The sequence below is a fragment of the Rickettsia australis str. Phillips genome, assembly GCF_000273745.1.
Taxonomy (GTDB): Bacteria; Pseudomonadota; Alphaproteobacteria; order Rickettsiales; family Rickettsiaceae; genus Rickettsia; species Rickettsia australis.
Genome location: NZ_AKVZ01000012.1, coordinates 1 through 11,534 on the forward strand (window position 1 = coordinate 1; position 11,534 = coordinate 11,534).

Consider the following 11,534-nt stretch of genomic DNA (forward strand, 5'->3'; position numbering starts at 1 on the left):
GTTTGCAAAGATAATACATTCCTTGACCAACCATTTTCAATGGTTTGTTGTGCATACCAAAATATTTTTTAGTTTTGAAAGAATAACAAGAAATATTTTGAATAACTTTTGCCACCCATTTCTCTTTATTCTGATGTTCTAAAATTAGTTTTCCTATATTCCAATAAAGAACCATTAATTCTTTATTAACTGCTAAATGGGCTTCTAATACTAGCTTTACTGATTTCTTGTTTTAAATTTTTAATTAAGTCAGTATATGATTCATTAATTAAAATATTGCTTATTGATTGTAAAACTACCTCTTACCACACGCATTCATAGCAAGGTTTGCTGAGACAAATTCTTCAAGGTCACCGTCAAGCACTCCTTTAGTGTCGGAAGTTTCGTAATCGGTGCGTAAATCTTTCACCATTTGGTAAGGCTGTAGGACGTATGATCTAATTTGATATCCCCAGCTATTATCGGTTTTGGCAGCATTCTGCTCGTTAACGCTGTCTGTACGTTTTTGCATTTCAAGCTCATAGAGTTTTGCTTGAAGCATCTTCATAGCTTGAGCTTTATTTTTATGTTGCGATCTATCGCTTTGACATTGTGTTACCGTACCGGTCGGTATATGGGTGATACGTACGGCAGAATCGGTAGTATTAACGTGCTGTCCGCCTGCTCCCGATGCTCTAAAAGTATCGATTCTTAAATCTTTATCCTCGATAGTAATTGCTATATTATCGTCAATTTCAGGGTATACCCAGCTACTTGCAAAGCTAGTCATTCTTTTACCTGCAGCATTAAACGGGGAAATACGTACCAGCCTATGAACTCCTGCTTCGGTTTTAAACCAGCCGTGAGCCCTCTTGCCTATTATCCTAATCGTGCATGATTTAATGCCTACTTCTTCACCGTTAATCATATTGATTATTTCGGTTTTAAAGCTGAGTCTTTCTGCAAAACGCAAATACATGCGCATCATAATAGATGCCCAGTCGTGGCTTTCAGTTCCTCCTGCACCAGCATTAATCTCTAAAAAGCAGTTATTACCGTCCGCTTCACCTGAGAATAAACATTCGGTTTCAAATTTGGCAGCAATGATGCTTAAATTTTTTAAGTCCTGTTCAATTTGTGAAAGTGTTTCTAAATCGTTTTCGGCTTCAGCCATTTCTTCAAGTTCTAAAGCATCTTTTAAATTGGATTTGAGTTTATTAAAAGCAATGAGTTTTTCTTCTAGATTACTTTTTTCTCGAAGTAATGTTTGTGCGTTAGCCTGATCGTTCCATAAACTTGGATCGGCTGTTAATTCTTCTAGTTCTCTTAGTCTTTCAGTTGATGCTTCAACGTCAAAGTGACCTCCAAAGTAGTTCTAAAGATTGCTCAATTTTTTTTACGTAATTTTCTATCTCGGCTCTCATTATTTTTTCCTGTTATAAATTTCGATTTTGTTATATATTATCGTGGTTTAGTGTCATACCGTGGCTTGATCACGGTATCTTGTATCACAGCTTGTGTCCTGAGATTCCGCGATCAAGTCGCGTGATGACACCGCTCCAATAAACAAACGAAAATTATATCACAATAATTATGAATAATCAAAAATATATACGGAACTTCTCAATCATTGCACATATCGATCATGGTAAATCTACGTTAGCTGATAGGTTAATTGAGCATTGCGGCGGGCTTCAGGCTAGAGAAATGAGCCAGCAAGTGCTAGATTCGATGGATATCGAAAAAGAGCGAGGTATAACTATTAAAGCACAAACCGTGCGGCTTGTATATAAAGCTAAAGACGGTAATACCTATTATTTGAATCTAATGGATACTCCTGGGCATGTCGATTTTGCTTATGAGGTCAGTAGGTCGCTTGCTGCTTGCGAAGGCTCGTTGTTGGTAGTTGATAGTACGCAAGGAGTAGAAGCCCAAACGCTTGCCAATGTTTATCAAGCAATTGAGCATGATCATGAAATTGTACCAGTGCTTAACAAGATTGATTTGCCAGCGTCAGAACCTGAGCAGGTTAAGCAGCAAATAGAGGATATAATCGGAATTGATGCAAGTGAAGCTGTGCTAATCTCTGCTAAAAGCGGTATAGGAATTGATGTAGTTCTAGAAGCAATAGTCAATAAATTACCTCCACCAAAAGAAAGTAGCACGGATATCTTAAAAGCGTTACTTGTCGATAGTTGGTATGATCCTTATCTTGGGGTAGTGATTTTAGTACGTATTATTGATGGGACTTTACGTAAAAACATGCGGATTAAAATGATGGCAACAAATTCTGTTTATACCGTTGAGAATGTCGGCTTTTTTACTCCGAAAAAACATATGTCAGATGTTTTATATGCAGGTGAAATCGGTTTTTTTACTGCTGCTATAAAGCAAGTAGCGGATTGTAAAGTCGGGGATACTATCACGGACGAGAAAAAACCTTGTGAGGAAGAACTTCCCGGCTTTAAGCCGAACCTACCTGTAGTGTTTTGTGGGCTTTATCCGACAGATAGTGCAGAGTTTGAACATCTAAAGGATTCGCTAGCTAAATTACGTCTTAATGATGCTAGTTTTGAGTATGAAATGGAAAGCTCTTCAGCTCTTGGAGTAGGTTTTAGGTGCGGTTTTTTAGGACTATTACATTTAGAGATAATCCAAGAACGTTTAAGTAGGGAATTCGATTTAGATTTAATCACTACTGCTCCAAGCGTGGTATATAAAATTCATATGAGGTATGGTGAAAGCTTGGAGATTCATAACCCCGCAGATTTGCCTGATTTGCAAAAAATCGAATCGATGGAAGAGCCATGGATTAAGGCAACTATAATGGTACCTGATGAATTTTTAGGTACAGTATTATCGCTTTGTACGGAAAAAAGAGGGGTTCAACTTGATCATAGCTATATAGCGAATAGAGCTAAAATAGTTTATAAATTACCGCTAAATGAGATAGTGTACGATTTTTACGATCGTTTAAAAAGCTGCTCTAAAGGTTATGCAAGTTTTGAATGGCAAATAGATGTTTATGAACCTTCTGAGCTTGTTAAGCTTGGTATCCTGGTTAACGGTGAGGTAGTTGATGCATTATCGACAATCGTACACCGCTCACGTGCCGAGCAAAGGGGTAGGGTGTTATGCGTAAGGTTAAAGGATTTAATACCAAGACAGCAGATCGATATAGCCATTCAGGCAAGTATCGGTAGCCGTATTATTGCTCGTGAGACTATTAAAGCCCTACGTAAAGATGTTTTATCAAAATGTTACGGCGGTGATATAAGCCGTAAACGTAAACTACTTGAGAAGCAAAAAGCAGGTAAAAAGAGAATGAGACAGTACGGTAATATAGAAATCCCGCAATCTGCATTTATCGCCGCTTTAAAAATAGGTGATGAATAGACAGAAACTCTATTTTAGAGGTAATTTGTACGTCGTTCTGTTACTCGAATGCTCATGTACATTTGAGTACGTTGCAGTTCAAGGTGAAGTATCTCTGGAGGGATTCCTCTCTAAATTCTCGTTTTTGCAGAGGTAATAAACTTTTTTTATTTTGTATAAAGAAAACGCTAGACGTTATAGAAAAGATTTGTTATAAGAAGTTATCTAAAATTTTTTAGATGTTTTCACTTATTCCTCGGTAGCTCAGTGGTAGAGCAAACGGCTGTTAACCGTTCGGTCGCTGGTTCGAGTCCAGCCCGGGGAGCCATTCCTCAATTTTCGACAAATTTACGAATGAATCAAACGGCAAGTGCAGCATAAAGTTAGGCTTTTTGCCTGTTAATTTAGTTGTTGAAAACACAGTTGGTACAGCCCAATTTATTTGGGAGAGCTATAGTAAAGAGTCAGGGTTCGGCTATTTAAATGGTTACAAAGTCGGTACAACTAACCAAATGCCAGTGGATACGTTATTATTCGGTAATTTTGCTAATTTAGTTATCCGGACAATGGGGAGTATTAGAAGTACTAGTTGACCTTTATGCTCTTGGCACAAGTGGCGGCATAAGAATAAAACTTATGCAAGATATCGACATTGCCATCAGACACCATGAATCCTTTGCGGTTGCTAAGAAATAACTAACTTGCTATTCTATTTACTTCCATTGTACGAATACGATTTTTAATATGAGACCATTCGTTACGCTGGGCTAATTTTAAATCATATCTTGCTTGTAAATTGATCCATAACTGAGCTGAAGTTTGAAAATATTTCCCGAGTCTCAGTGCTATATCAGCCGTAAGGGTTCGTTTGCCATGCACTATAGGCGTGAATACGGCTAGGCGGTACATCAATATCACGAGCTAAATTTAAACTTGTTTGTGCTTTCTCATAGCCGAGCATAAATTCTTTATACAAAATTAAATTGTAAAGAAATATATACTGTTTAAAATAAAAGTCAATAGGAATTTTCGCTTTATACGATAAATAAGAAAGTGCAGTGCAACTTATTATTAATTTATGTTATCAATTTTATCAATATAATTGAACTAGTTTAAAGTGGTATGTCCGTGTACCTGAGCATTCATCACAAGTCCAAAGCCTATTAGCATGGATGCGATCATTGTTCCGCCGTAAGAAATAAATGGTAAAGGTACACCTACTACAGGAAGCAAGCCCATAACCATAGCTATATTAATAAATACGTGACTAAATAAAATCGAATTAATACCTATTACCATTAATTTACTAAAAATCTTTCGGCAATTTGCGGCAATTAATAAAGAAATAGTTATAAGTGCAAAATATAATATTAATAAAAATATCCCTCCTATAAAGCCGAACTCTTCGGCAAAGGTAGCAAAGATAAAGTCTGTTTGATGTTCGGGAAGAAAATCTAAATGACTTTGACTACCCTGATTTAAACCTCGTCCAAATAGGCTACCTGAACCTATAGCGATTTTAGACTGAATAATATTATAACTAGCACCGAGCGGATCATGTTCTGGATCTAAAAAAACCATCACTCGTTTTTTTTGATAATCATACATCATATTCCAAGCAATAGGCAGGCTAATAAGAGTAGCAACAGCTATTATTATAAAATATTTTATTCTAAAACCTGCAGCAAAAAATATAATTGTCGAAACAATTAAAACAATCATTCCAGTACCTAAATCAGGTTCTCTAATTATTAGAAAAGCCGGTATTAAAACTCCTATAATTGGTATGATAACTTTATGAAATTTTGTTAGATCATCAATTATTAGTGAATGGAAATACCTCGCAAGCATTAGTACAACGGCAATTTTTATCGGTTCGGAAGGCTGAAGCTTAACGATACCGATATCGATCCATCTTTTTCCGCCCATGGCAGTTGAGCCAAAAAGCTCCACGGCTACTAGTAAAGCGAGTACGCAAAAATAAAAGATATACGATAACCTAAATATTATTCGTAAATCAATTAATGCAATAATAATGGCTAAAGGCAAGAATATACAAAAATTTATAATTTGTTTGTAAGCCCAAGGCTGCAAATTGCTATTCGCGGCAGAATAAAGTACAATGAAACCAATACAGCAAATTAAGATGATTAGTAAAATTAAAGTGAGTGGTAATTTTTGTAATTGTTCTAGATAATTTTTATTCATTGTTTTTTATATTTATTCTGTCATACCGTGGCTTGACCACGGTATCCAGTCTTGTTTAATTTTTTTTGGATCCCGCGATCAAGTCGCGGGATGACAATAAAATCTTTAAACCTTCACGTCAAAAATCTTAAAAATAAATACTAATTCGTCAGTTATCTCTTTCAAATAATCAAAGCGACCGGCGGAACCTTTATGCCCTGTATCCATATTTATTTTTAATAATAAAGGATTATTGTCCGTTTTTAGATCTCGTAATTTTGCGACCCATTTAGCCGGTTCCCAGTAACCGACTCGAGGGTCGGATATACCGCAAGTAATGAATAGAGCAGGGTAGTTTTGTACTTTTACGTTATCATAAGGGGAATATGATTTAATATATTCAAAATATTCTTTCTCTTTCGGATTACCCCATTCATTATATTCCAAGAGAGTTAGCGGTAAGCTTTCATCAAGCATGGTACTCAAAACATCAACAAATGGTACATGAGCGACTGCCGCTCTATAAGTTTCCGGTTTTTCGTTTAGTACGTAACCGATTAACATACCGCCGGCACTACCGCCCATTATTACTATATTGTTGTTACTTGTATATTTTTCTTTAATTAAAGCTCTACTACAAGCTATAAAATCTTCAAAGGTTCTTTTTTTAGTTAAAAACTTAGCTGCTTCATACCAATCATGACCTAAATCGTCGCCGCCTCTAATATGCACAACCGCATAAATAAAACCACGATTTGCAAGCGTTACTGCCATGTTGCTAAAATTAACAGGCATGCTAATCCCGTAAGCTCCGTAACCCATTAAATATAAAGGATTTGAGCCATCTTTTTTAAATAAAGATTTTTTATAAAACAAGGTTATGGGTACTTTTACATCTTCATTATCTACAAATATCCTCTCTACTTTATATCTTTTTGGATTAAAGCCTGAAGGTATTTCTTGGGTCTTTAATATCACTAATGTATTGTTATCAAAATCGTAGCTATAAGTGGTATTTGGTATTGCTAGAGAAGAGTAGTCTACTCTGATATCGTCTTCCTCAAAGTTTGTAGAAAAACTATTTGCTTGGAAACTTTCGTCATGAAAGCGAATTATTTTTTCTTGTAAATCGTTAAATTGCTTTATTTTAATTAGCGGTAAACCTTGGTCACGATAATTTAAGATTAAATAATTATTTGTAACCTCAAAGCTTTTTAAATATTTGTCCTGTTCTTCTTTAATATAAATATCATCCCAGCTAGTATTTTCAAAATTATTTATCGGCAGTTTTACAGCATGGAAATTTTTAGCTTTATAATTAGTTTTAATATAAAAATAATCGCCATTATGTTCTATTTCATAGAATATTTTATTTTCTGCGGCTCGTACTAATTTAGGCGTAAAATTATCATCCTGCATAGAAATTACGTAAATTTCATTTTCATTATGATCGCCTGAATTTATAAAAATATATTCATGACTTGCTGATTTTTTACAGTTGATAAAATGAAGAGGGTTTTTTACCTCGAATATTAATTTGTCCTTAGTAATATCTTCCCCTAAATGATGGAACATTACCTTATTCCAGCGTTGATTCTCATTAATAGTAATATAGAAAAAGCCGTTTAGTTGTTCATGCCAAATCACAGTAGGAGCAACATCCTGTACTTCATCAGGTAAGTATTTTTGCTCTTTAAGATTGTATATTTTGATATTGTATTGCTCATTACCCGTAAAATCAACGCTATAAGACATTAAATTTTGATCAGGTGACATTGCAAGCTTAGCAACATCGGTAAAACCACCGTTTGAAGCAAGAATGTTAACATCTAATATTACTTCTTCTTCTGCTTCCATGCTATTATGCTTCCGGCAATATATAGGATAATTTTTATTCCACTCTACTCTATGGTAATAGTAATAATCTTTTTTCTTAACATATACCGATTCATCGTCTAATTTGACTCGTCCTCTTAATTCTTCAAAAATCTTTTCCTTATCCTTTTGTAGATCGGCAAAGAAATTTTCGGTATATTTATTCTCGGCTTTTAAGTAATCTAAAATTTTAGAGTCTGCTACATTTGGCCATTTGGGATCACGCAGCCATTGATAATCATCGTTTATTGTTTGTCCGTGGGCTTCAAAGCTGTAATTTTGTTTATTTGCGATGGGTGGTTTCATGTTTTTTATTTTTTTGAGTGTTATACCGTGGTCAAGCCATAGTATGACAGAGCGTTAAAATCAAACTAATTAATAGAAATAATACAATAAATATAGAAATTTGCTGATTATGCCAAGCAGGTATTTTGCTTGAAATATTATTCCAAATAACCTTAAAATCAAGATATTCTTCTCCATCTTCGTTACTGTCTGTTGTGTCTTTATATTTATCGATACTGAAATAGATAAGTTTTTCGATATATTGGTATAAGTCAAGATTGATATTTTCTGTTGAAATGCGTGGTATTTTTCTAAATATTAAAGCTAATAATATTGAGATTGCAAGGATAACTAGTTTAAAATTAGCAGTATGTGATATTTGAACAGGGTAGAATAAACATACAGATAAAGTTATGATGCACGAGGAGAGGTAGGTTATTGGTGTCATACCGCGACTTGATCGCGGTATCCATAAATATTTATTATCATTGTTTATTCTTTTTCTGGATACCGCGTGATCGCGGTATGAAATATTGTATAAACTCTCCATTAACAACCTAAATAACACGGTACAAGTTGCTATCTTGGAAAATATAATAATATTATTTGTATCTAAAAGATTGGCAATTCCGTCTTTGATATAAGAAGAATTAATAGGCAGTATAGATGTATATATTAATATGCTAACTACAAACCCACCTAATAAAATCAAATTAATTTGAGTATTCTGAAGATCTTGGTAATTTTTAATACTGTATTCATCTTCTATATAAGTAAAATATAAAGCAAATAACCCATTATATAGTATATGTATGAATATAAAGCTTGTAATAAGATAAGCTATGTTTGGAGAATTTATACTAATAGCTGATAATATAAAACCAAGCTGCGAAACTGTAAGATAGCATATTAATCGTTTAAGGTTTTTCTCAATTAGAGAAAATACTAACCCGTAAATAATCATTAATATTCCACAAAACTTTAGTATCTCAAGACCGCTAAATAATTTTAAAATGATAATTAAAGTAACTTTAGTAGTAAAACTAATTAAATATACAACACCGCTACTTGAAGCTGCAGGATAGCAATTAACCACCCAACCGTTTACAAAGATAATCGAAGCATTGATCAAACAACCTGCAAGTATAAATATCGCCGGTAACTCAAAATTATTTACTGATTCCGTTAAAGAAGTAAAAGCAATATTACCTGTTGTTTGGATTAGAAGAGTTGTACCGATTAAGATTAGCCCACTGCTGAATAAATGAGTGAGGAAATATTGACGAGCAGGTTTTATCTTTAATTGGTCACAAAAAACAATTATGCAGGCAAAAACCGTCATGAATTCAAGCGAGATTATCATAGAAATAAAATCAGCTGCAAATACGCATATAATAGAGGATAAACAGTATAAACTACCTATTAGCGTCTCAAATTTTCTATTGTGGGAAATTGTATAAAGATTTAAGATAGCAGTGACCATTAGAAATGCTAAGGCTATTAGCTGATTTTGTGGATTAAAATCATACATAAGCTCAAAATTAGTAAGCGGAAATGTAAATCTGGTATTTTGAATAAACATTTTAATCTTTAGAAGAAACTGTTAAAACCTCTATTCCTTGAATCTTTTTAAATTCTTTTACATTTAGAGTTAATAAAGGATAACCATGCGTTATTGCCGTTGTAGCAATTAGCATGTCATTAGTATCGATAGTTATCTTTTCTTTACGTAAATTGTCTATAATTTTTGCATATATACGGGCTTCTTCAGTCTTAAAATGTAATATTATAAGTGAATTGATTATATATTCGATAAAAACTAAACGTTTAATACGTCTATTTTCATTATCGGCTCTATCTGCACCTATTAATAATTCCGTTAAAGTAATAGGACTAATATAGCATTGTTCATATTCTTCTAGTTAATCTACCTCTCTCTAAATCCACTAATATAGAGGTATCAATCACTACTTGCATTTATCATCTCTTTTAAAATCATATTTTTGACGTGCTTCATACACGACTTTTTTAAATTGTTCGGCATCATCAGGATCTAATATAGGTGCATGCTTAAAAAACTCTTTTAACGTTTTTTGTGGTTTGTCAGCTGCATGCATGTACAGGCGTAATTCTTGCTACGATATGGTTCCCTTTTTGAACATCAAAAGTCTCACCTTTATAGTAAACTCTGTTCATAATATCTGCAAAAGATCGTACAAATTCTGTTGCTCTAATAATTTGTGCCATATTTATCCTCAAAAAATTGTATATTGTATGATTATATGTAGATACATAAATTATGTAAATACATATTTATGTAATGTAAGCTAAAAATTCTCTAATTAAGATTTGCATAAAATAGAAGAGAGTTACAGCACAGCAGCAAATTATTATACTGATTTGCATAGAGTAGGGGAGTGGTTTTGTTACACTAGATTCTACCAAAGAAGGTTTATAAATAGAGCTTAATATTTTAAGAAGGTAAAGGCTTGAGAATATACTACTAGCTATTATGACAATCATAACGATAATTTGATTTTGTTCGCTTGCGGCAAGTAAGATTGAGAATTTGCTAATAAATCCGCTAAAGATAGGTATACCGATTAACGATAATGAGGAGATAAATATAACAAAAGAAATTAAAGGCAATTCTTTGGATGTACCATGTAAATTCTGTATTTGATCGGTTTTCTTTAAACTGTAAATACTTCCCATACTATAAAATAAGCAGATTTTTGTAAAAGAATGTGAAACTAAATGTAGTATTGCGGCTCCAAGTGCCTTAGGTGTGAGCATGAAAGCACTAAGTAAGGCAAGGCTTAATTGGTTCATAGTGGAGTAGGCGAGTATTTTTTTAATATTATCCGTGCCTAGTGCTTTGAGTGAGCTGTAAAATATGCTGACTATCGGTATGAAGATTAACCAGTTAAACTCGGCAAATATCATTTGTAAATACGATAAACCGAATATATATAATAAGACTTTGTAAATACAAAATAATCCGGTTTTTACCACTATTACAGCATGCAGTAAGCTACTAACGGGGTAATGTGCAACCATTGCGGCAGGAAGCCACGAATGCACCGGAAAAATTGCAGTTTTGGCAATACCGAAAATAAACATTAATAATAAAATAATTGACTGATTTCTGGAAAAATAATTTTCTATTAAGCTGCCGCTTGCAAAATCCCCGTTACCGGTTTTAGTATAAATAATTATCACTGCCGGTAAAAATAATATTGTGGCAGAAATCATCAGAATTTTTATATATTTATATAACCCGCTAAGTATTATGTTATTTCTAGTGTGTCCTATTAAAAAAGCTGTAGAAATAGTTAAAAGCTCGTAGCAAATAAACATCGTGAATAAATTGCTAGATAAAGCAATTAAAACACCGATTAGAATAGTTAAGTTAAAGAAAAATAAGAATCTCGAAGAGTGTTCTATATTATTAATAGCAAGATATTTTGGAGTATAAAGTAAAGCACAAATCCATAAAAAGCCTATTAAGCTCAAGAATATAAGCCCTGAGGGTTCAAGATGAAATCCTATAGAGTAATTACCGAATATATTAAATTCAAAACCTGCTCTAATACCTTTTAAAAACAACCAGTCTATAATTAAAATATTACCAAAGAAAAAAATAGCGATAGTAATAAGCAAAAAATTACGTATAAAACTATCTTTTTTAGTGGCATACGGACTGGTTAAGTTTAATGCACCAACTAGCAAAGTTGATAGAATCAAAAGACTCGGAGTAGTAAATTGTGTAATCATGTTTTTCCTTGTTGCCTAGTTTGTTTGACCTTATAGTATCGGACAGTTTTGAAAAG

Annotated in this window: 8 protein-coding genes, 1 tRNA gene and 2 pseudogenes; 2 read left to right on the top strand and 9 right to left on the bottom strand. The window is 33.4% G+C overall.

What is annotated here, in order from left to right; all coding sequences use genetic code 11:
* Both A452_RS12925 and prfB read right to left on the bottom strand, forming a co-directional pair.
* Window positions 1-175 (bottom strand): annotated as a pseudogene (locus A452_RS12925) (hypothetical protein); the annotation flags it as partial.
* Between the two features lie 120 nt (window positions 176-295).
* Window positions 296-1,403 (bottom strand): peptide chain release factor 2 gene (gene prfB / locus A452_RS07895; RefSeq protein WP_100213882.1). Its coding sequence is split into 2 segments (ribosomal slippage): window positions 296-1,333 and window positions 1,335-1,403, totalling 1,107 coding nucleotides; the frame shifts between segments, so codons are not numbered across the junction.
* Between the two features lie 169 nt (window positions 1,404-1,572).
* On the opposite strand from prfB, the gene lepA reads away from it, so the two are divergent.
* Both lepA and A452_RS0101535 read left to right on the top strand, forming a co-directional pair.
* Window positions 1,573-3,375, top strand: a complete 1,803-nt coding sequence (gene lepA / locus A452_RS0101530; protein WP_014412992.1) for a translation elongation factor 4 — start codon at window positions 1,573-1,575, stop codon at window positions 3,373-3,375.
* Window positions 3,376-3,607: 232 nt separating this feature from the next.
* Window positions 3,608-3,682 (top strand) — tRNA-Asn (locus A452_RS0101535).
* Window positions 3,683-4,050: 368 nt separating this feature from the next.
* Here the strand turns inward: A452_RS0101535 and A452_RS09345 are convergent.
* The 7 genes and pseudogenes from A452_RS09345 to A452_RS0101580 all read right to left on the bottom strand — a co-directional run bounded on the left by A452_RS09345 (window position 4,051) and on the right by A452_RS0101580 (window position 11,478).
* Window positions 4,051-4,233, bottom strand: a complete 183-nt coding sequence (locus tag A452_RS09345) for a helix-turn-helix transcriptional regulator (RefSeq protein ID WP_014412990.1) — start codon at window positions 4,231-4,233, stop codon at window positions 4,051-4,053.
* Between the two features lie 228 nt (window positions 4,234-4,461).
* Window positions 4,462-5,562 carry a rod shape-determining protein RodA gene (gene rodA, locus A452_RS0101550; RefSeq protein ID WP_014412988.1) on the bottom strand — a complete coding sequence of 367 codons (1,101 nt, stop codon included), beginning with the start codon at window positions 5,560-5,562 and terminating at the stop codon, window positions 4,462-4,464.
* A 105-nt stretch (window positions 5,563-5,667) separates the two neighbouring features.
* Window positions 5,668-7,722, bottom strand: a complete 2,055-nt coding sequence (locus A452_RS0101555) for a S9 family peptidase (RefSeq protein WP_014412987.1) — start codon at window positions 7,720-7,722, stop codon at window positions 5,668-5,670.
* Window positions 7,723-7,753: 31 nt separating this feature from the next.
* Entirely contained in the window at window positions 7,754-9,283 is a 1,530-nt protein-coding gene (locus A452_RS0101560; protein ID WP_014412986.1) for a proton-conducting transporter transmembrane domain-containing protein, read from the bottom strand.
* A gap of 1 nt (window position 9,284) precedes the next feature.
* Window positions 9,285-9,599, bottom strand: coding sequence for a PIN domain-containing protein (locus A452_RS09350; protein WP_338009657.1), 315 nt, complete (start codon window positions 9,597-9,599; stop codon window positions 9,285-9,287).
* A gap of 69 nt (window positions 9,600-9,668) precedes the next feature.
* Window positions 9,669-9,948 (bottom strand): annotated as a pseudogene (locus A452_RS07900) (antitoxin).
* A 66-nt stretch (window positions 9,949-10,014) separates the two neighbouring features.
* A complete protein-coding gene (locus A452_RS0101580) occupies window positions 10,015-11,478 on the bottom strand; it encodes a proton-conducting transporter transmembrane domain-containing protein (protein WP_014412982.1) in 1,464 nt (487 codons plus the stop codon).
* Window positions 11,479-11,534: the final 56 nt, after the last annotated feature.